This window comes from Pedococcus bigeumensis (assembly GCF_039531795.1).
GTDB classification, from domain to species: Bacteria; Actinomycetota; Actinomycetes; order Actinomycetales; family Dermatophilaceae; genus Pedococcus; species Pedococcus bigeumensis.
Genome location: NZ_BAAAQS010000005.1, coordinates 212,214 through 231,792, shown reverse-complemented (window position 1 = coordinate 231,792; position 19,579 = coordinate 212,214). Strand labels below are relative to the sequence as shown.

At 73.3% G+C, this 19,579-nt stretch carries 18 protein-coding genes; 14 read left to right on the top strand and 4 right to left on the bottom strand.

Going from position 1 to position 19,579, the window contains the following annotated elements:
- Positions 1-37 precede the first annotated feature (37 nt).
- From ABD262_RS16795 to ABD262_RS16730, 14 genes are all read left to right on the top strand, one after another.
- The gene (locus ABD262_RS16795) at positions 38-919 is read left to right on the top strand and encodes a hypothetical protein (protein WP_344138695.1); all 882 of its coding nucleotides are present in this window, start codon (positions 38-40) and stop codon (positions 917-919) included.
- Positions 906-2,309, top strand: coding sequence for a V-type ATPase 116kDa subunit family protein (locus ABD262_RS16790; RefSeq protein ID WP_344138693.1), 1,404 nt, complete (start codon positions 906-908; stop codon positions 2,307-2,309). The genes ABD262_RS16795 and ABD262_RS16790 overlap by 14 nt, the downstream gene beginning before the upstream one ends.
- Positions 2,306-2,743, top strand: coding sequence for an ATP synthase subunit C (locus ABD262_RS16785; protein ID WP_344138691.1), 438 nt, complete (start codon positions 2,306-2,308; stop codon positions 2,741-2,743). The genes ABD262_RS16790 and ABD262_RS16785 overlap by 4 nt, the downstream gene beginning before the upstream one ends.
- A complete protein-coding gene (locus tag ABD262_RS16780; RefSeq protein WP_344138689.1) occupies positions 2,740-2,985 on the top strand; it encodes a hypothetical protein in 246 nt (81 codons plus the stop codon). Before ABD262_RS16785 ends, ABD262_RS16780 begins: the two co-directional genes overlap by 4 nt.
- Positions 2,982-3,494 (top strand): hypothetical protein, encoded by a 513-nt coding sequence (locus tag ABD262_RS16775; RefSeq protein ID WP_344138687.1) that lies wholly within the window; start codon positions 2,982-2,984, stop codon positions 3,492-3,494. The genes ABD262_RS16780 and ABD262_RS16775 overlap by 4 nt, the downstream gene beginning before the upstream one ends.
- Complete coding sequence (locus ABD262_RS16770; protein WP_344138685.1) at positions 3,491-5,212, top strand: V-type ATP synthase subunit A; 1,722 nt, start codon at positions 3,491-3,493, stop codon at positions 5,210-5,212. The genes ABD262_RS16775 and ABD262_RS16770 overlap by 4 nt, the downstream gene beginning before the upstream one ends.
- Positions 5,209-6,621 carry a V-type ATP synthase subunit B gene (locus ABD262_RS16765; protein WP_344138683.1) on the top strand — a complete coding sequence of 471 codons (1,413 nt, stop codon included), beginning with the start codon at positions 5,209-5,211 and terminating at the stop codon, positions 6,619-6,621. The genes ABD262_RS16770 and ABD262_RS16765 overlap by 4 nt, the downstream gene beginning before the upstream one ends.
- Positions 6,618-7,253 (top strand): V-type ATP synthase subunit D, encoded by a 636-nt coding sequence (locus ABD262_RS16760; RefSeq protein WP_344138681.1) that lies wholly within the window; start codon positions 6,618-6,620, stop codon positions 7,251-7,253. Before ABD262_RS16765 ends, ABD262_RS16760 begins: the two co-directional genes overlap by 4 nt.
- Complete coding sequence (locus ABD262_RS16755) at positions 7,250-7,690, top strand: universal stress protein (RefSeq protein WP_344138679.1); 441 nt, start codon at positions 7,250-7,252, stop codon at positions 7,688-7,690. Before ABD262_RS16760 ends, ABD262_RS16755 begins: the two co-directional genes overlap by 4 nt.
- 80 nt (positions 7,691-7,770) lie before the next feature.
- Positions 7,771-9,585 (top strand): acetate--CoA ligase, encoded by a 1,815-nt coding sequence (gene acsA / locus ABD262_RS16750; RefSeq protein ID WP_344138677.1) that lies wholly within the window; start codon positions 7,771-7,773, stop codon positions 9,583-9,585.
- On the top strand, positions 9,582-10,565 hold the full coding sequence (pdhA, locus tag ABD262_RS16745) for a pyruvate dehydrogenase (acetyl-transferring) E1 component subunit alpha (protein WP_344138676.1): 984 nt from the start codon (positions 9,582-9,584) through the stop codon (positions 10,563-10,565). Before acsA ends, pdhA begins: the two co-directional genes overlap by 4 nt.
- Complete coding sequence (locus ABD262_RS16740) at positions 10,562-11,665, top strand: alpha-ketoacid dehydrogenase subunit beta (RefSeq protein ID WP_344138675.1); 1,104 nt, start codon at positions 10,562-10,564, stop codon at positions 11,663-11,665. The genes pdhA and ABD262_RS16740 overlap by 4 nt, the downstream gene beginning before the upstream one ends.
- 29 nt (positions 11,666-11,694) lie before the next feature.
- Positions 11,695-13,077: a dihydrolipoamide acetyltransferase family protein gene (locus ABD262_RS16735; protein ID WP_344138673.1), complete on the top strand. Its 1,383-nt coding sequence runs from the start codon at positions 11,695-11,697 to the stop codon at positions 13,075-13,077.
- A complete protein-coding gene (locus ABD262_RS16730; RefSeq protein WP_344138671.1) occupies positions 13,074-13,328 on the top strand; it encodes an acyl carrier protein in 255 nt (84 codons plus the stop codon). The genes ABD262_RS16735 and ABD262_RS16730 overlap by 4 nt, the downstream gene beginning before the upstream one ends.
- A gap of 3 nt (positions 13,329-13,331) precedes the next feature.
- Here the strand turns inward: ABD262_RS16730 and ABD262_RS16725 are convergent, their stop codons facing one another.
- The 4 genes from ABD262_RS16725 to ABD262_RS16710 form a co-directional block, all read right to left on the bottom strand.
- Positions 13,332-14,306, bottom strand: coding sequence for a glycoside hydrolase family 130 protein (locus tag ABD262_RS16725; protein ID WP_344138669.1), 975 nt, complete (start codon positions 14,304-14,306; stop codon positions 13,332-13,334).
- A complete protein-coding gene (locus ABD262_RS16720) occupies positions 14,275-15,288 on the bottom strand; it encodes a glycosyltransferase family 4 protein (protein ID WP_344138667.1) in 1,014 nt (337 codons plus the stop codon). Before ABD262_RS16720 ends, ABD262_RS16725 begins: the two co-directional genes overlap by 32 nt.
- A 7-nt stretch (positions 15,289-15,295) precedes the next feature.
- Entirely contained in the window at positions 15,296-17,647 is a 2,352-nt protein-coding gene (locus tag ABD262_RS16715; RefSeq protein WP_344138666.1) for a glycosyltransferase, read from the bottom strand.
- A 381-nt stretch (positions 17,648-18,028) separates the two neighbouring features.
- Positions 18,029-19,516, bottom strand: a complete 1,488-nt coding sequence (locus ABD262_RS16710; protein ID WP_344138664.1) for a GH1 family beta-glucosidase — start codon at positions 19,514-19,516, stop codon at positions 18,029-18,031.
- Positions 19,517-19,579 lie beyond the last annotated feature (63 nt).

The following is a 19,579-nucleotide window of genomic DNA, read 5'->3' as shown; positions in this document are numbered from 1 at the left end:
CGTCGGCTGGGTGGCGGTGAGCGTCCGCGCACGAGCCATGACCAGCCGCCGGCTCGGAGCGCGGGGGACGACCCAGCTCGCCCGGCTCGGGTCGCTGGCCGAGGCCGTGGAGACCCTGGCCACCACGACCTATGGCGACCGCGTGCGTCCCGGCCAGGGCCTGGCCGAAGCGCAGCACGCGGTCGTGGACACGATGGTCTGGAACCTGCGGGTCCTCGCCGGGTGGGCGCCCCGTGAGGGAGTCGGCATCCTCCGCGCCATGGTGACCAGGCTGGAGATCGCCAACACCCTCCGCCACCGCGAGGCGCTCGCGGGGCGCCCGGTTGCGGCGGCATACCAGCTCGGTGGCCTGGGCACCGCCTGGTCGCGGCTCGCGCTGACGAAGGACGCCTCCGAGCTGCGCCAGGTGCTCGCGACCTCACCCTGGGGCGACCCGGGGGACGACGGGACACGGACCATCGGCCTCTCGATGCAGGCGGTCGCCGCCGACCGGCTCGTCTCGGTCGTGCCGGAGGCGCAGGAGTGGACCGCCGGTGAGGTCGCCCTCCTGCTGGCCCGGGAGCTGGGCTCCGGCCGTGGACACCTCCCGGAGGCCTGTCGGGTGGCGGCCGCCCGGGTGGTCGGGTGGCCGGCCGTGTCCGCGACCGGTCTCGCCGAGCTGGCGGCGGCCCTGCCGCGGCAGGCCCGGTGGGCCCTCGCGGACGTCGACCGGCCCGAGGACCTCTGGCGCGCCGAAGCGCGCTGGTGGAGCCGGCTGGACCATGACGCGTCCACCCTGGTGGCCCGCAGCATGCCGGGTCGTGCCGTGCTCGTGGGTGCTGTCGGCCTGCTCGGTGCGGACGCCTGGCGGGTGCGGGCCGCCCTGGAGCTGGCCGCTCGTGGCGGGGAAGCAGGGGAGGACGCAGATGCGGTGGCGTGACACCCTCGAACCGGCGGCGATGCAGCGAGTGGCCCTCGCCGCCTGCAGTGACAGCCTGCGCGACGTGCTCGTGCAGGCCGCGGACGAGGGCTGCGTCCAGCTCGAGGAGCCGGAAGGGGACGGCGAGGCCGGCCACGGGGCAGCGGCGGAGCGGCTCCTCAGGCTGCGGGTGCGGGCCGAGCTCCCCCCGACCCTCTCGACCCGGTCACCCGACCTGGACCGGTGCGAGCGGATGGGACGCCTGGACCTCATCGCGGGGGAGGCCGCGGTCGAGCAGCGGATGACCCAGGCCCTCACCCGCGACGGTGTCTCCGCCCTCGTGGGCTGGGCGCCGGTGGACCGGCTGCCGGTGCTGGCCGACCGGGTCGCGGGACACGGCGGCGCCGTCGTGCCGCTGGTGGCGCCGCGCGGGCTGCAACCGCCGACGCTGCTCAGCGACCGCGCCGGGTCCCGGGACTTCGCCCCGCTCGTCGAGACCTATGCCACGGTGCCCTACGCCGACCTGAACCCCTCCCTGCTCGCCGGGCTCGCCTACGTCGTGATGTTCGGCATGATGTTCGCCGACGCAGGCCACGGGCTGCTGCTCCTGGCTGCCGCGCTGGTGGTGCGCTGGCGTCCTTCGGCCTGGATGCGCCCGGCGCGACCCGTCTGGCTGTTCCTCGCCGGGGCCGGCCTGATGAGCATCGTCTTCGGGGCCCTCTACGGCGAGTTCTTCGGGCCGACCGGCGTCCTCCCGGTGCTCTGGCTGGAACCGTTGCAGAGCCCGATCGAGCTGATCACGGCCAGCGTGGTCGTGGGGGGCGTGCTGCTCGCCGGCGCCTACGCGCTCGGCAGCGTCAACCGCTTCCGTGAAGGCGGGTGGCGGCGGGCCGTCTACGCCCCGTCCGGACTCGCGGGGGCGACGCTCTTCCTGGCCCTGGTCTGTCTCGCCTCGGGCCTCTACCTCGGGGTGGGGGCGCTGGTGGGCGCAGCGGTGGTGCTCGCCGCAGCCGGGCTGACCGCCTCGTATGCCGGGTTGCTGGCCGCGGGGGGCGGCGGTGCGGCAGGCGCCGTCGAGGCGGCGGTCGAGCTCTTCGACCTGGTCGTCCGGCTGGGGTCGAACCTGGTGAGCTTCGCCCGGCTGGCGGCCTTCGGCCTGACCCACGCCGCCCTGGGTGCGGTGGTCTGGGACGGGACGACCGGACTCTGGTCGCGCGGTGGTTTCGCGCTGGTGGGGGCGGTCGTCCTGTTCCTCGTGGGCAACGCGGTGACCTTCGCCCTGGAGGGTCTCGTCGCCGCCATCCAGGCCCTGCGCCTGGAGTACTACGAGCTGTTCTCGCGGGTCTTCGACAGCGAGGGCGTGCCGTTCCGCCCCTGGCACATCCCCATCACCACCGAGGAGGTCGCATGACCAGCTGGGTTGTCACTCTTCCGGCGATCGCGGTCGTCAGCACGTCGACGTACCTGGTCCTGCGCCACGGAGGCCGGCGGCTTCGCTGGCTGCCCCTGGTCAATGGCGCCCTGCTGGTGGCGGCGCTGGCCATGGTGGTGCTCGCCAGCCGGGCCGGCCCGGCGCACGCCACGGAACCGGGCACCGTCGCCCAGCTGGCAGCCGCGGCGCAGCCTGCTGCCGCCAACGGCTCGGCCCTGATCGGGGCAGCCATCGCCGTCGCCGGGTCGTCGATCGGGGCCGCCATCGCCGTGGCCTACACCGGCTCGGCAGCTCTCGCGGCGATCAGCGAGCGACCCGAGCTGTTCGGCCGCGCCATGGTCATCGTGGGGCTGGCCGAGGGGATCGCGATCTACGGGCTGATCGTGTCCGTCATCCTGATCGGCCACGCATGACGACGCGCGGGTCCCGTCGCGGCGAGCTCGACGTCGCCGCCCTCGGTGACGAGGTGGCGCTGGCCGGGCTGCGCCTCGTCGGTGTGCGGATCCGGGTCGTGACGACTCCGCAGGAGGTCTGGCAGGGCTGGGCCGACCTCCACGACGCGGGGCTGGTCGTGCTCACGGACTCGGCGGCCGAGGTCCTGGGGTCCGAGCGACTCAGCCCGGGAAGTCCCCTGACGGCGGTGCTGCCCTCGTGACGACCCTGACCGCACCACGCTCCGCCCTCGAGCCGTTGGTCGAGGAGCTGCTGCGGCGTGCGCGGCTGGAGGCCGCCTCGCTGGTGCAGGGAGCGGAGGACGAGGGCCGCGCGGCGCTCGAGGCCGGCCGGCGCCAGGTCGAGGAGGAGGTGCGGACCGCCGCCGAGCGAGGGTGGGCCGAGGGCGAGACCCTGGCTGCGGCGGAGCTGGCCAGGGCGCGTCGCCGGTCTCGCGCCCGGCTCCTGGCGGCCCAGGCCGCGACCCACCAGGAGGTGGGCGCAGCCGCCCGTCGGACCGTCTCCGAGGTCCTCGACCGGCCGGGCCGGCGCAGCCGTCTGGAGGCCCTCCTGCGAAGCCGGCTCGGCGGCTCGGTCACCATCCGGCCCACCGCCGACGGCGGGCTCGAGGCGGTGTCGGACGACGGGCAGACCATCTCCGCCTCCGTGGCCGCCCTGGCGGACAGCGCCGTGGACCAGCTCGCCCTGGGGGAGCTGTGGACCGCCTCGTGAGTGCTGGCCCCGCGGTGGCGCGGGTGAGCGGCCCCCTGGTGGAGGTCCGGGGACTGTCCGACGTGGCGATGTCGGAGGTGGTCGCGCTGGGCGCGCACGGCATACCGGGTGAGGTGGTTGCCCTGCGGGGGCCGGTGGCGACGGTCCAGGCGTACGAGTACACCGGTGGTCTCGCGGTGGGCGACCCGGCCTCCGCCCTCGGGCGCCCCCTGTCGGCGCGGCTGGGCCCGCACCTGCTCGGTGGAGTGTTCGACGGGCTGCTCCGCCCGCTGCTCGACGCCCCCACCTGGCTGACCACGGACGCCTCGCGAGCCGGCGCCGCCCCGGTGGATGTGCAGTGGGCCCCGCGGGTGGCAGCGGGAGCCCGCGTGTCCGCCGGCGAGATCCTGGGCATCCTCCCGGACGGGGGGCCGTTGGAGCACCGCGTGCTGGTGCCCCCGGGCCTCGGCGGGACGGTGGAGTGGGTGGCCCCCGCGGGGACCCGGCGCGTCGACGAAGCGCTCGCCTCGGTGGACGGGATACCGGTGCTGGGCATCGAGGACTGGCCGGTGCGCCGGCCGCGGCCCGTGCGCGAGCGACTCGAGGCAGCCGAGCCGCTGCTCACCGGTCAACGGGTGCTCGACGCCCTGTTCCCGGTGACCCAGGGGAGCACGGTGGCGGTGCCCGGGGGGTTCGGGACCGGGAAAACCGTTCTCCTGCAACAGATCGCCAAGTGGTGCACTGCCGAGGTGATCGTCTACATCGGGTGTGGCGAACGCGGCAACGAGATGGCCGACGTCCTGTCCGAGCTGCGCGAGCTGGCCGACCCCACGACCGGTCGCCGGCTCGCGGAGCGCACGGTCATCATCGCCAACACGTCGAACATGCCCATGATGGCCCGGGAAGCGAGCATCTACAGCGGCATCACCGTCGCGGAGTACTTCCGCGACATGGGCTACCAGGTGGTCGTCATCGCCGACTCGACGTCACGGTGGGCCGAGGCGCTGCGCGAGTTCGGCTCCCGCTCCGGGGCGCTCCCGGCGGAGGAGGGGTACCCCGCGGTGCTCCCCTCGGCGCTCGCGGCCTTCTACGAGCGCGCCGGCCGCGTGACCACCCTCGGCGACCAGCAGGGGTCGGTGACGATCATCGGCGCGGTCTCGCCTCCGGGTGGGGACCTCACCGAACCGGTCACCGCGCACACCGAGCGCTTCGTCCGGGCCGTGTGGGGGTTGGACCGGGACCTGGCCTACGCCCGGCACTACCCCGCAGTCAGCTGGTCCGGATCCTTCTCCCGCGACGTCGACAAGCTGGGGGTGTGGCACGCCGGCCACGGCGACCCCGACTGGGCGGTCCGGCGCAGCCGGTCCGTCAGCCTGTTGGCGGAGGCCGACCGGCTGGGTGACCTGGCCGCGCTGGTGGGAGTGAACGCGCTGCCGGGCCACGAGCGCGTGGTCCTCCTGGGCGGCCGTCTGCTCCGCGAGGGTGTCCTCCAGCAGAGCGCCCTCTCGGCTCACGATGCGCACTGCTCGATGGCGAAGACCGCCGCGCTGGTCGACCTGGTGCTCGCGGTCGTGGACACGTGCGAGGAGCTCGTTGCCCAGGGCGTGACGGCTGCGGAGATCGAGGAGGTGGACTTCTCGGTGGTGCTGCGGGCGGCAGAGGCGTGTCCGCCCGACCAGACCGGCCCGGTCCTCGAGCGGCAGCAGGTCGTGCTCGACCTGTTGCGGGGTCTGCGGTGACCGCCGGCCCGGCCCGTGCGGCCGAGCTGCGCGTCGAGCACGCGGGGGTGTCGGCGATCCACGGGCCCCTGCTGGTGCTTTCGGCGTCGTCGGGCACCGGCTGGGACGAGTTCGTCCAGGTGCGGGTCCGCTCCGACGGGCGGCAGCAGCCCGACCGGCACGGGGTGGTGCTGGAGGTCGACCGCGACCTCGTCGTCGTCCAGGTGCTGGAGGGCACCGACGACCTCGTCCCCGAGACGACGCGGGTGGTGTTCTCGGGCACCCCGCTGCAGGTGCCCGTCGGCCCCGGCTGGCTGGGGCGGGTGTGCAACGGCAGGGGCGAGCCCCTCGACGGCGGGCCGCCGATCTCCGCCCCACAGCGGGCCGCCGTCGTCGGCAGCCCGCTCAACCCGACCCAGCGGGTCTCTCCGGCCGAACCGGTGCTCACCGGGATCTCGGCGATCGACGCACTCACGACGGTCGTCCGGGGCCAGAAGCTGCCGATCTTCTCCGTCGCCGGGCTGCCCCACCTCGAGCTCGCCGCGCAGCTGGCCGCGCAGTCCACCTCCGGCGGTGAGGCCTTCTCGGTGGTGTTCGCGGGCATGGGGATCACGCACGCCGACGCCGATGCGGTTCGCGACGTGCTGGAGGAACGGCTGGCCGCCGGTGAGCTGGTGCTCCTGCTGAACACCGCCGACGACCCGGTGATCGAGCGGATCCTCACCCCGCGGATCGCGCTGACCGTGGCCGAGCACCTCGCGTTCAGCCTCGGCAGGCACGTGCTGGTCGTGCTCGCCGACATGACGAGCTACGCGGAGGCGCTGCGCGAGGTGTCGTCGGCGCGCGGGGAGCTGCCCGGACGACGGGCCTACCCGGGATACCTGTACAGCGACCTCGCCAGCCTCTACGAACGGTGCGGCCGCATCGAGGGCCTGCCGGGGTCGGTCACCGTGGTGCCGGTGCTGACCATGCCGGCCGGCGACATCACCCACCCCGTGCCCGACCTGACCGGCTACATCACCGAGGGGCAGATCGTCCTCAGCCGCGAGGCGCACGCCCGGGGCGTCTACCCCCCGGTCGACCCCTTGGGCTCGCTGTCCCGCCTCATGCGCAACGGAGCGGGGGCGGGACACACCCGGGAGGGCCACATCGAGGTCGCGGCCCAGCTGTTGGCCGCGCTCGCCAAGGCCCGCGACGTGGGCGAGCTGGCCGAGCTCGTGGGGTCGGAAGGGCTGAGTGCGACAGACCAGCTCTACCTGCAGTTCGAGGAGCGACTCGAGGCGGACCTGGTCAACCAGGGACGCAGCGAGCGGCGCTCGCTCGACGACACCCTCGAGCGCTGTTGGCGGGTCGTCAGCGTGCTCCCGCGCAGGGAGCTGGGCATGCTGCCTGCGGAGCTCCTCCAGCGGTATGCCGTGGACTCGCGATGAGCCGCGTGGCCGGCCGAGGTGCCCCGCCCGGTCGGGCGGGACGCCTGTGGCTGCGTCGTCGCCTGGTCACGGCCCGACGCGGCCGCGACCAGCTCGACCGCAAGCTGCGCATCCTCGTGCCGGAGCGTCGTCGTCTGCTCAACCTGGCCGACCGCTACCGCGAGGAGTGGTCGGCCGCCTGCCAGGACGCGACCACGTGGCTGCGCCGGGCGGCCGTCCTGGGCGGACAGGACGCGCTGCGGCTGGCGCAGACCCCGCAGAGTGCCTCGGTGACGGTGGACTGGGCGAGCACGATGGGAGTGGTCTACCCCGTCGACGTCCGGGTGTCCCGGGAGGGGACGGAATCCGAACGCCTGATGGGCAATGCGGCGTTGGCGCCGGCCAGTGCCGCGGCCTGGACGATGGTCGAGGCCGCGGCCCGGGTCGCCGCCACGGAGGAGGCCGTCCGCCGGCTGGACGCCGAGGTGAGCCTCACCCGGCGCCGCCTCCGCGCCCTGGACCAGCGCTGGCTCCCGCAGCTCGAGGAGGCCCTGCGCGACCTCGAGCTCGTGCTCGAACAGGCCGAGCTGGACGACGGCATCCGCCTGCGCCACGGCGGCCGGTCCGGCCCGGACCAGGGGAGACCGCGGTGATCACGCAGGTCCTCGTCGCGGTGGACGACTCGCCGGCGTCGCTGGCGGCGGCCAAGCTCGCCGTGTACCTCTCGGCCGGCCTGGGCGCCAGGCTCCGGGTCGTCCACGTGGCGGTGGACCACGAGCTGGCCGAGGCGCTGGCCGCGGCGACGCCCCGCTCGCACGTCCACGGCCGGGTCGCCCGGGGGCGCGAGGCCCTGCTCACCCGGATGAGCGCGCTCGCCACCACCGCCGGGGTGGAGGTGGCAGCGCTCCTCCTGGAGGGTGACGTGGTGCCGGCGGTGCTGCACGAGGCCCGGGTGTGCGGGGCAGACCTCGTCGTCATCGGCAGGTCGGCTCGCGGGGCGCGCGGCGACCCCTACGTCGGCAGCCAGGCCAGGGCCCTCATCGAGCTCTCGGACGTGCCCGTGGTCGTGGTGCCTGCTCCCGGGCACTGAGGACCGTCCTCCGGGCTGCCCTTGAGAGACAGTGCCTTTGGTCCCTGCTGGCGTCCTCGGTCACGGTGCATCGTGGGCAGATGACCGACCTCTCGTCACCGACGGCCAACCCGGTCGCGCCCCATCCCGAGATCCACTTCGTGCCCTCGTTCGCGCCGCTCCTGGGCGACTACCGGGAGCGCCGGGAGAGCTTCTCCTGGCAGGAGGCGCGGAGCCTCCTCGCCGGCCTGCCCGGAGGCGGCCTGAACATGGCGCACGAGGCAGTCGACCGGCACGCCGACGGTGAGCTGCGCGACGTGGTCGCGCTGCGCTTCCTCGATCGGGGGGTGCGCACGGCCGAGCTCACCTATGCCGAGCTGCGGCGAGCCAGCGACGTGGTCGCGGTAGGGCTCCGGTCGCTGGGGCTGACCTCGGGTGACCGGGTGTGCACCCTTCTGCCCCGGTCGCCGGAGCTCTACCTCACCGTCCTCGGGACCCTCAAGGCCGGCGGCGTCTACTGTCCGCTGTTCCCCGCCTTCGGCCCGGAGCCGGTGTTCGAGCGGCTGTCGCTGGGTCGGGTGCGCGTCCTCGTCACCGACACGCTCTCCTACGAGCGCAAGGTCGCCCCCTACCGCGACTCGCTGCCACACCTGGAGTCGGTGCTGCTCGTCGACCCGGTCGACGAGCAGCCAGGGACCACCTCGTGGGCCGCGGTGGTCCGTGCCGCCACCGCCACGCTCGACCGGGACGGCTTCGAGGTGGTGGCCACCCGCCCCGACCAGCCCGCGCTGCTGCACTTCACCAGCGGCACGACGGGCCGGCCCAAGGGGGCGGTGCACGTCCACGAGGCCGTCCTCGCCCACTACGTCACGGCCATGTTCGCCCTGGACCTCAGGCCCGGCGACGTCTACTGGTGCACGGCCGACCCCGGCTGGGTCACCGGCACCTCCTACGGGATCATCGGTCCGCTGTGCCGCGGCGTCACCGTGGTGACGGACTCGGCCGACTTCGACGCCCGTCGGTGGTACCGCATCCTGCAGGACGAGCAGGTCACCGTCTTCTACACGGCGCCGACGGCGCTGCGGATGCTGATGCGCTTGGGGGTCGAGGTGGCCCACGAGTTCGCCTTCCCGTCCCTGCGGCACGTGGTCAGCGTCGGGGAGCCGCTCAACCCGGAGGCGGTGACCTGGGGCATGGAGGCCTTCGGCATCCCCGTGCACGACACCTGGTGGCAGACCGAGACCGGCGCGATCATGGTCAGCAACTACCCCGGTATGCCGATCCGTCCCGGCTCCATGGGCCGCCCGATGCCGGGCGTCACGGCGGCGGTGCTGGCCCGTGGCGCGGACGGCCGGGCCGAGGTCGTCGACGGACACGTCCGCGTCTCGAGCGACCCCGATGACATCGGGGAGCTGGCCCTGCGACCGGGGTGGCCGTCGATGTTCCGGACCTACCTCGACGACCCGGACCGCTACGACCAGTGCTTCGTGGACGGGTGGTACCTCAGTGGGGACCTCGCCCGCGTCGACGCCGACGGCTACCTGTGGTTCGTGGGGCGGGCCGACGACCTCATCAAGTCAGCCGGCCACCTGATCGGACCGTTCGAGGTGGAGAGCGCCATGATGGAGCACCCGGCCGTGGCCGAGGCAGGGGTGATCGGCAAGCCCGACCCGCTCGCGGGCGAGATCGTCAAGGCCTTCGTCACGCTCAAGCCGGGCTACGAGCCGACCCCCACCCTCCAGCGCGAGCTCATCACGTTCGGCCGGCACCGGCTCGGCTCGGTCGCGCCGCGCGAGATCGCCTTCGACCCGAACCTGCCCCACACCCGCAGCGGCAAGGTGATGCGGCGGCTGCTCAAGGCCCGCGAGCTCGGGCTGCCCGAGGGCGACCTCTCGACGATGGAGCGCCCGTCATGAGCGCCCCGACCGGGGCCTCCGGCCTGCTGCGCGAGATGCTCCGGATCCGCCGGTTCGAGGAGAAGTGCGCGGAGCTCTACAGCGCCGCGCGGATCCGTGGGTTCCTCCACCTGTGCATCGGCGAGGAGGCGGTCGCGGTCGGTGTGGTGGGCGCCCTGACCGACGAGGACGCGGTGATCTCGACGTACCGCGAGCACGGGCACGCCCTCGCCCGGGGCGTGCCGATGACGTCGATCATGGCCGAGATGCTCGGCAAGGCCACCGGGTGCAGCGGTGGGCGTGGCGGGTCGATGCACCTGTTCGACGTGGCGCGCCGGTTCTACGGAGGCAACGCGATCGTGGCGGGTGGCCTCCCGGTGGCGGTGGGTCTGGCGCTGGCCGACCACCTGACCGGCAGCCCGGCGGTGACGGTGTGCCTGTTCGGTGACGGAGCCTTCGCGGAGGGCGAGTTCCACGAGAGCGCCAACCTGGCTGCGCTCTGGCACCTGCCCGTGCTGTTCTGCTGCGAGAACAACCGCTACGCGATGGGCACGGCGCTGGAGCTGGAACACGCCCAGACCGACCTCGCCGCGCGCGCCGCGGCATACGGCATGGTCTCGTGGGCGGTGGACGGCATGGACGTCACGCAGGTCCGCGAGGCGGCGACCCGAGCCCTCGAGTACGTGCGGGACAGCGGGTTGCCCTGCTTCCTGGAGCTGCGCACCTACCGCTTCCGGGCCCACTCGATGTACGACCCCGACCTCTACCGCGAGCCGGCCGAGGTGGAGGAGTGGAAGAAGGCAGATCCCATCCCGGCGCTGTCCGAGCAGCTCGCCCGCGACGGCACGGTCACCAGTGCGCAGGTCGAGCAGTGGAAGGGCGAGATCGACGACGAGATCGCCGCGGCGGTCGCGGCGGCCGAGGCAGCCCCGGTCGAGCCGGTCGAGGACCTCACCAGGTACCTCGTCACCGAGGGCGAGCCGGTCGGGAGCGCCCGATGAGCACCCGGGCGGGGACGCCGACCCGCCGGAACGCCAAGGGCGGCAAGAACGCCCAGAACGCCCAGAACGCCCAGAGCGCGAAGGCCTCCCAGGACGGCAGGAGCGGGGCGGCTCGGCCGACCACCACGACGTACCGCGAGGCGCTCCGGGAAGCCCACCGTGAGGCGATGCGGCGGGACGACCGGGTGTTCCTGATGGGTGAGGACGTCGGACGGTACGGCGGCGCCTTCGCCGTGAGCCTCGGACTCCTCGACGAGTTCGGCCCGGACCGCGTGCGGGACGCGCCCTTGTCCGAGGCTGCCTTCACCGGGGCGGGGATCGGCGCGGCGCTGCGCGGCCTTCGCCCCATCGTCGAGATCATGACGGTGAACTTCAGCCTCCTGGCGCTGGACCAGATCCTCAACAACGCCGCGACGCTGCGCCACATGTCAGGTGGGCAGCTGTCGGTGCCCCTGGTCATCCGCATGACCACTGGCGCGGGTCGACAGCTGGCGGCGCAGCACTCCCACAGCCTGGAGGGGTGGTACGCCCACATCCCCGGGCTGCGGGTCCTGACCCCCGCCACGCTCGAGGACGCCCGCGGGATGCTGTGGCCGGCGTTGCAGGACCCCGACCCCGTGCTGATCTTCGAGCACGGGTCGCTGTACAACGTCTCCGGTCACCTCCCCGACGACCCCGTCGCGGTGGACATCGACCGAGCGGCCATCCGCAGGGTCGGCACGGACCTGACCCTGGTGGCCTTCGGGGGCACGGTGGGCAAGGCCCTGACGGCCGCGGAGGCCCTGGCCGAGGAAGGGGTCAGCGTCGAGGTGGTCGACCTGCGGGTGCTGCGACCGCTCGATGACGCCACCATCCTCGGCTCGGTGGCGCGCACCCACCGCTGCGTCGTCGTGGACGAGGCATGGCGCACCGGCAGCCTGGCCGCGGAGATCTCCGCGCGAGTGAGCGAGCAGGCCTTCTTCGAGCTCGACGCACCGGTCGAGCGGGTGGGGGCGGTGGAGGTGCCGGTGCCCTACGCGCACCACCTCGAGGAGGCGACCCTGCCGCAGGTGGCCGACATCGTCGACGCCGCGAGGCGGGCGGTGGGCACGCATGGCTGAGGCGGTGGGACGGCATGGGTGACTTCTGCATGCCCTCCCTCGGCGCCGACATGGACGAGGGCATCCTCGTCGAGTGGCTCGTCAAGGTGGGTGACTCCGTGCACCGGGGTGACATCGTCGCGGTCGTCGAGACGCCGAAGTCAGCCGTCGAGGTGGAGACCTTCGAGGAGGGGACGGTCGAGGAGATCCTCGTAGAAGAGGGGCAGACAGTGCCGGTCGGCGAGGTGCTCGCCGTCCTCGGCAACGGCCGGTCCGGACCCGGAAAGGCACCCCACCCCGAGCCGGTGCCGGAGCCCGTGCCCGTGCCGGAGCCCGTGCCCGAGCGTGCGCACGTGCCGGCACCGGCGCCGTCGCCGGTCCTCCGGCACCGCGCGCGCGAGCTGGGCCTCGACATCGCCCGCATCGCCGGCACCGGTCCAGACGGTGCGGTGACGCGCGACGACCTGGAGCGCGCGGCTGCCCGCCCGCCTGCACGGCAGCGCGTCTCACCGTTGGCGCGCCGGCTCGCGGCCGAACAGGGGATCGACCTCGGCGTGCTGTCCGGGACCGGCGCCGGCGGGAGCGTCCGGGCCGCCGACGTCCGCGCCGCGATGGCTGCGTCGACCACCCCACCGGCGGCGGGCGTCGGGCAGACCCTGCGGCCGCCACCCCCGGCCGAGGTTCCGACCGTGGTGCAGGTTCCTGCGGCAGCCGAGGCTCCTACGGGGGCCGGGGTTCCTGCGGCTGCGAGTGACGGCGGGCGCGCCCGCGCGCTCGACATGCGCGCCGCCATCGCCGCCCTGATGAGCCGCTCCAACCAGGAGATCCCGCACTACTACCTGAGCAGCACCATCGACCTGCTCGCGGCCCTGGCGTGGATGCGAGAGCGCAACCGCGAGCTGGACGTCAGCGACCGCCTCGTGCCCGCGGCCCTGATGTTCGCCGCGGCCGCGCGCGCCGCCAGGCAGGTCCCGGAGCTGAACGGCCACTGGGGCGACGACGGGTTCGAGCCGGCCGCCGAGGTGCGCCTCGGCTTCATCGTGTCTCTGCGCGGCGGTGGTCTGCTGGTCCCCGCGATCGCCGAGGCAGACACGCTGTCCGTCGTCGAGATGATGGCCGCCATCCGTGACCTCACCCGCCGGGCCCGCAAGGGCCGACTGCGGGGCTCGGAGCTGGCGGTGCCCAGCATCACGCTGTCCAACCTGGGGGAGCAGGGGGTCGAGAGCGTCCAGGGGGTCATCTACCCACCGCAGGTGGCCCTGGTCGGCTTCGGCACCGTCGTCGAACGGCCTTGGGCCGTCGACGGGTTGCTCGGGGTCCGGCCCCTGGTCACCGCGACCCTGGCCGGTGACCACCGCGCCACCGACGGCGCCACCGGCGCCCGGTTCCTCAAGTCCGTCGACACCTTGCTGCAGAAACCGGAGGAGCTATGACACCAGACGAGGCACGGGCCATCCTGGAGAGCACGCTGCGGGAGATCGTCCCGGACGCGAGCCTCGCGAGCCTGGGCGGTGACGAGGACCTGCGGCAGACCCTGGAGCTGGACTCGCTCGACTTCGTCGAGCTGGTCGAACGGCTCAGCAAGCGCGCCGGCTTCCGCATCGAGGACGACGACGCCGACGAGCTGCGCACGCCGGACTCCGCGACCGCCTTCCTGGTCAAGGGCGCAGGCAGTCTGCGCTGAGGGTCAGCGCTGACCGCCAGCGGCGGTGGCGTCCGGCGAGGACGTCACCAGGTCGAGCATCTCGTCGACCGTGGTGTCGGCTGCCGCGATGGCCGTGTCCGCCGCGCCGTAGTAGACGCGGACCAGGCCGTTGTCGTGCTGCACCCAGCCACAGGGGAAGACGACGTTCGGCACGTCACCGGCCAGCTCGTAGGGCTCGCTCGGCCCCATCACCCATTCGTCGGTCCGGCGCAGGACCCTCGTGGGGTCCTCGAGGTCGATCAGCGCCAGGCCCATCCGGTAGATCTGACCCGACACGGTGACCCGGACGCCGTGGTAGAGGCAGAGCCAGCCGTCCGGGGTCTCCATCGGAGGTGGACCCATCCCCACCCGGTCGCTGTCCCACATGCCCGGCCGCGCCGCCAGCACGGGATGGGGCCCCATCCAGCTCTTGAGGTCGGGCGACCGGGACACCCAGATGTCGGCGTGGCCGTCGGTGACGGTGCGGGGCCGGTGGTAGAGGACGAAGGTGCCGTCGACCCGGCGGGGGAGCAGGGCGGCGTTCTTGTCCTCGGGGGAGCAGATCATGCCCAGTGGGGTGTGCGTCCTGAAGTCGGTCGTCAGCGCGATGGACACCGACGGCCCGGTGGGCCCGTAGGAGGTGTAGCAGACGACCCAGGCCCCGAGCTCGTCCACCCTGCTGACCCTGGGGTCCTCGACTCCCCAGGACTCGGCGGCGTGCGACGGGGACGGCGAGAGGAAAGGCTTCGGGTCGATCCGCCACTTGCTGATGCCGTCGTCGGAGCGGGCGACGCTGAGGTGGCTGAAACCGCGCCGGTCCTCGACACGGCACAGCAGCACGGTCTGGCCGTCGACGAGGGTGGCACCGGCATTCATCACCGAGTTGACCGTGTAGGGCCAGTCCCGGGCCGAGAGGATCGGGTTGTTGGCGAGCCTGCGGAGGATCTCAGCTCGATGCAGCGGAGAGGACACGCTCATACACCTCAAGGTAGTCGTGGACCATGCGCTGTGCCGAGAACCTTTTCGCTGCGACGTCGTGACAGACCGCCCGGTCCAGCGCGGCGGCCCGGGCGACGGCTGCGACCGCCTCGTCCGTGTCGGCGACCACGTACCCGGTCACGCCCTCGTCGACCACCTCGGGCATGGCGCCCCGGTCGAAGGCGACCACCGGGGTGCCGCACATCATCGACTCCACCACCGCCAGCCCGAAGGGCTCGTCGAAGGCGACCGGGTGCAGGAGAGCGGCTGACCTGCCCAGCACCTCGGCCCTCTCCCGCGGCCCGACCGAGCCCAGGTAGACCACCCGCTCGTCGTCGACCCGAGGCAGGACGTGCTCCCGGAAGTAGCTGTGGTCGTGGACGATCCCGCAGATGACGAGCCGGCGTCCCGCGCGCTGCGCGATGTCGATGGCCTCCGCGGTGCCCTTGTCCGGGTGGATGCGGCCGAGGCAGACCAGGTCGTCGCCGCCGGTAGCGGAGAATGGCAGCTGGTCCGGGTCCACTCCGTGGTGCACGGTGGCGACGTAGGAGAGCTGCGGACTCCGGTCGGCGTCGGAGATCGACACGTAGGGACCGCCGGCGCGCTGGTAGGCCGGCAGGATCCCCGGACCCGAGAACCCGTGGATCGTCGTGAGCAGCGGGACCGGCCAGTGCTCGGCGAACGCCAACGGGAGCCAGTCGAGGTGGTTGTGCACGAGGTCGAAGTCGGCCGCTCGGCCCAGGGCGTGGGACACGTGCAGCGCCTCCCAGACCCGGCCGTCCAGGGCACGGTCCACCTCGTACCCTCTCGGGGCGACCCAGTCGAGGGCGGCAGTGGTGCGCGAGTCGCCGGTCGCGAACAGCGTCACCTCGACCCCGGCGCTGACGAGGCCCTCCGTCAGCAGGCTCGCGACCTGCTCCCACGGTCCGTAGTCCGCCGGCGGGGTGCGCCAGGCGATCGGGGCCAGCACGGCGACCCGCATCCCGTGCTCAACCGCCCTGGCCGTCGCGGTGGTCGATCCCGGCTGCGGCGACCGCGAGGCGGGCCTGCAGGTAGGCGAGGGTCGACTCGGCACCCTGGTTGGCGTTCAGCCCGTCTGGGCCCACGCCGTCGTGGCAGCCCTGTGACACGGGGTCGACCAGGGCGAGCCCCCAGCGGTTGCGGCCGTGGAACCAGTCCAGCGCCCGGACCGCGCGGTCCCGGTAGAGCTGCTGTCCGGTCGTGCGGTGCGCCTCGACGCAGGCCTCGACGAGCGCGGCGGCATCCAGGGGCTGTTCGTCGCCTTCGTCAGCCCCGGCCACCGCTCCGTCCGGGTGTTCATTCGGCGCGGGACTCGCTGGTCGGGTCCGCCAGTGGTTGCCGACCAGGATGACGGCGGGGCCGTCGACGCTGCACTGGGCGCAGTACCAGTCGAGGGCGCGCAGTGCCGCGTCCTGCACGGCAGGATCGGGGCGGACGCGGGTGGCCGCGAGCAGGCTCTGCGGGAGCCGGGCGTTGTCGTAGGTGAGGCTGTCCTCGAACCAGTACCAGGTGTCGTCGGCCCCGGCGTCCGACCGCGCCATCAACCGGTCCATCAACCGGTCCATCAACCGGGTGACCAGCCGGTCGATGAGCGCACCGGTCGCCGGGTCGCGGTCGTGCTCGTACTTGCGAGCCCAGCCCAGCAGGCTGAAGGCCTCGCTGCGAGGGAAGTCGGGGACGGGCGAGGCGGCGAGGACCTCCAGCAGCTCCCGTGCCCCGCTCAGCACGTGGTGCTCGTCGGCGGCGACCATCTCGCCCAGGGCCCAGGTGGACCGCCCGACGTGGTCGCCGGGGTGGGGGCGGTCCAGCCAGGCGCCGTCGAAGCCGCGGAAGTTGCGCATCGTGCCGGTGGCCGGGTCGGTTGCCTCGCTGAGGAACCGCACGCTGAGCCGCAGGAGGTCGGCGAACCACGGGTTGCGCGGGTCGGTCCGCAGCAGCTGGTTGGCGACGATGCCCAGCCGGGCCACGTCGTCGACGCAGTAGCCGGTGGCATGGTCGGGCTGGGTGGACCGGGCGTGCTGCACGATGCCCCCGTCATCGGTGAGCCGGGCCAGGTGGGCCAGGGGGACGCGGTCGGGACCGGTCTCGGACCGCGGCCGGGCGGCCACCGTCTCGTGGACCGTGCTCGCATGGGTCAGCACCTTGAGGAGGTGTCGTCCCACGGCGGGCCAGGTGTGCTGCGCGCCCGTGCGCCGCGCGCTGGCGACGGCCGCCGCGTAGCCGCCGCCGTCCGCCAGCAGCGCGGTGACCTGCTGCGCCATCGACTCGTGGTCCCCGAAGGGGAAGAGCCGGCCGCCCCCGTCGCGGAGCATGTCGACGGCATACAGGTAGGGCGTGGAGACCACTGGGCAGGCGGCCACCAGGGCGTACGTCAGCACACCCGAGACGATCTGTTCGTAGGACCGGTAGGGCGTGACGAAGAGGGTGGTCGCTGCCAGCAGCTCGTGCACCTCGCCGATGTCGAGGAACCGGTCGATGAAGACGACGTTCTCCGCGACGCCCAGCTCGGTGGCCAGCAGCTGGAGCGACTCGCGGTACCGCTCGCCGTGCCGGCGGGCGATCTCCGGGTGCGTTCGCCCGGCGATGACGTACCTGACGCCCGGCAGGCTCTCCGCGATCCGGGGAAGGGCCCGGACCGCGGTCTCGATCCCCTTGCCCGGCGAGATCAGGCCGAACGTCGACAACAGTGGGTTGGCGGCGAGGTCGCACAGCTCGGGTATGCCGGTGACCCGCCGTTCGGAGTCGCCGGCGGTCCGGCGTTCGGCCGGGGGCTGGAGGAACGACGGGGCGCCGTGCACGACGACGCTGATCCGGTCGGCGTCGGCGACTCGGTGGGCGAGCAGGAGGTTCCTTCCGGTCGTGCTGAAGACCGTCACCTGGGCGGCACCCCGGCACAGGGACCGCAGCACCACCAGCTGGCCCCACGACGGCCGGGACTGCACTGTGTGCAGGGTGACGACGTAGGGCACGGTGAGCCGCCGGGTCAGCTCGAGCACGTCGCGCCCGTGCGGGCCCCCGTAGATGCCGAACTCGTGCTCGATGAGCACGACATCCGGGCGGCTCCGGTTCAGCCACTCGGCTGCGCGCCGGTAGTCGTCACGACAGTGCTGACGCAGCCGGAGGACGACCTCGGGAGGTGTCCCGGAGGGCTGTGCAGCGTCCTCCTGCACCCACGGATCCGGCGAGTCGTCCTCGACGACGGCGATCACCTGCACGTCCACGGAGGTGTCGGCCTCCATGACGACCTCGCGCAGGTCCGCCGTGAAGCTCGCGATCCCGCACCTGCGTGGGGGGTAGGTCGACAGGATGACCACTCGCATCGGCCGACCTCCTCAGGACCCTGGCCGCGGACAGGAGCCCGGCGCCCGCTGACCCGTCGTGCGGGCGACCTCACGGCTGCGCCCGCCGGGTGGACCGGTCTGCCTGACCCGCATCGTCATCTCCTCCTTGCTACCTCGAACACGGCGAGGGCCCCGGACCATTCGAGAATCGTCCGGGGCCTCGTCTGCGCGGCCGACGTCGCCACGCACAGCCGATGAGGACCCCGCCGCCGCATTCCTCGTCAAGGACGCGCCCCTCCGGGTGTGACCCCGTCGGGACCGAGAGTGGACTTGGTTCTCCGTCGGTGCCGCTGTCCTTGCGGACTGCGACCCCACCTTTGTCGCACGTCCCGGCCGGCGTCGGCAGGGACCTTGGTCCCGTCACGCAGGATGAATCTGGTTGCTGGTGGCCACTTTTCGGTACCAGCCGGCCGAGTCCTTGGGCGTCCGCCTCAGGGTGTCGAAGTCGACTCGCACCAGGCCCCAGCGCTGGCTGTAGCCGTTGGACCACTCGAAGTTGTCCATCAGGGACCAGGCGTGGAAGCCCCGTACCTTGGCGCCGCCCGCCATGGCGTCGTGCAGCGCCAGCAGGTGGTCGCGCAGGAAGGCGATGCGTGAGGGGTCGTGCAGGTCCTCGCCGTGGGCGTCGGGCACCCCGTTCTCGGTGACGACGACCTCCGGCGACCCGTACTCGTGGTGCAGCCGGAGCAGCACGTCGGTCAGGCCGCTCGGGTAGATCTGCTGCCACCCCGCCGCCGACGGGGGGTACCGCGTGATCGGGCCGGCGGCCCCGAGGACCTGGGGCGAGTAGTAGTTCACGCCGAGGAAGTCCACCGGCGTGGAGATGGTCTCCAGGTCGCCGCTGCGGAGGGCGGTGGCGATGCCGCGGGCGACCTCTGGGTCCGCGGCGGAGAGGGCAGTGGGGTAGGACCCCCGGAGCACGGGGTCGAGGTAGAGGGTGTTCTCGGTGACGTCGGCCAGGTCGGTGGCCTGCTTCGCTTCGGCTGAGTCGTCGGCCGGTGAGCAGGGCGCCAGCTGCAGGCACGGACCCACCGCTCCGGTGACCCCCTGGGCTCGCAGCACCTGCACCGCCCGCCCGTGGGCCAGTCCGAGGTGGTGGATGACCCGCCCGCTCGCGACCCGGTCGGTCCGCCCCGGAGCGAACTGGCCGGTCTGGTATCCCTGCTGGGCGATGATCTTGGCCTCGTTGATGGTCAGCCACCGGGTGACGCGGTCACCGAGAGACCGTGCCACGACTGCCGTGTAGTCCGCGAACCACTCCGTGCTGTCGCGGTTCTCCCAGCCTCCGGCGTCCTGCAGCGCCTGCGGCAGGTCCCAGTGGTAAAGCGTGGCGACGGCCTGGATGCCCCGGCCGGCCAGGCCGTCGACGAGCCGGTCGTAGAAGCCGAGCCCCGCCGGGTTGACCGCGCCCCGGCCCCGGGGCATGACCCGCGGCCACGCGACCGAGAACCGGTACGACGTGACGCCCAGGCTCTTCATCAGGTCCAGGTCGGCGTCCATCCGGTGGTAGTGGTCACAGGCGCGGTCCGCCGTGCCGCCATCGGCGACGGCTCCCGACCGGTGGCTGAAGGTGTCCCAGATCGACGGCCCACGACCGTCGGCGGTCGTCGCCCCTTCGACCTGGAAGGCAGACGTCGCCACGCCCCACGCGAAGCCCGCGGGAAAGACCGCCGTCCGTGGACCCGGGGAGGTGCCGGTATGCCGGGCACGGTCGCCGCCCGAGGGCGTGCAGGCCGCCAGCGCCACCGCCGCGGCGCCGAGGGTGGCGCCGCGCAGCACGTCCCTGCGTCGGGGCCGTCGAACGGCCTCGCCGGTCAGGGCCGGGGGTGTGGGACCGTCGCTCTCCATGGCCGCTCCGAGGGTGGTCGTGCCACCACGAAGGTAGCCATCGGCGTCCCGAGGCGCTCGGGA

Coding starts and splice junctions, on each gene's coding strand:
- ABD262_RS16710 (WP_344138664.1), bottom strand. CDS start 19,516: ATGGAGAGCGACGGTCCCACACCCCCGGCCCTGACCGGCGAGGCCGTT.
- ABD262_RS16720 (WP_344138667.1), bottom strand. CDS start 15,288: ATGCGGGTCGCCGTGCTGGCCCCGATCGCCTGGCGCACCCCGCCGGCG.
- acsA (WP_344138677.1), top strand. CDS start 7,771: ATGACCGACCTCTCGTCACCGACGGCCAACCCGGTCGCGCCCCATCCC.
- ABD262_RS16730 (WP_344138671.1), top strand. CDS start 13,074: ATGACACCAGACGAGGCACGGGCCATCCTGGAGAGCACGCTGCGGGAG.
- ABD262_RS16785 (WP_344138691.1), top strand. CDS start 2,306: ATGACCAGCTGGGTTGTCACTCTTCCGGCGATCGCGGTCGTCAGCACG.
- ABD262_RS16740 (WP_344138675.1), top strand. CDS start 10,562: ATGAGCACCCGGGCGGGGACGCCGACCCGCCGGAACGCCAAGGGCGGC.
- ABD262_RS16725 (WP_344138669.1), bottom strand. CDS start 14,306: ATGAGCGTGTCCTCTCCGCTGCATCGAGCTGAGATCCTCCGCAGGCTC.
- ABD262_RS16735 (WP_344138673.1), top strand. CDS start 11,695: ATGCCCTCCCTCGGCGCCGACATGGACGAGGGCATCCTCGTCGAGTGG.
- ABD262_RS16780 (WP_344138689.1), top strand. CDS start 2,740: ATGACGACGCGCGGGTCCCGTCGCGGCGAGCTCGACGTCGCCGCCCTC.
- ABD262_RS16715 (WP_344138666.1), bottom strand. CDS start 17,647: ATGCGAGTGGTCATCCTGTCGACCTACCCCCCACGCAGGTGCGGGATC.
- ABD262_RS16790 (WP_344138693.1), top strand. CDS start 906: ATGCGGTGGCGTGACACCCTCGAACCGGCGGCGATGCAGCGAGTGGCC.
- ABD262_RS16760 (WP_344138681.1), top strand. CDS start 6,618: ATGAGCCGCGTGGCCGGCCGAGGTGCCCCGCCCGGTCGGGCGGGACGC.
- pdhA (WP_344138676.1), top strand. CDS start 9,582: ATGAGCGCCCCGACCGGGGCCTCCGGCCTGCTGCGCGAGATGCTCCGG.
- ABD262_RS16795 (WP_344138695.1), top strand. CDS start 38: ATGACCAGCCGCCGGCTCGGAGCGCGGGGGACGACCCAGCTCGCCCGG.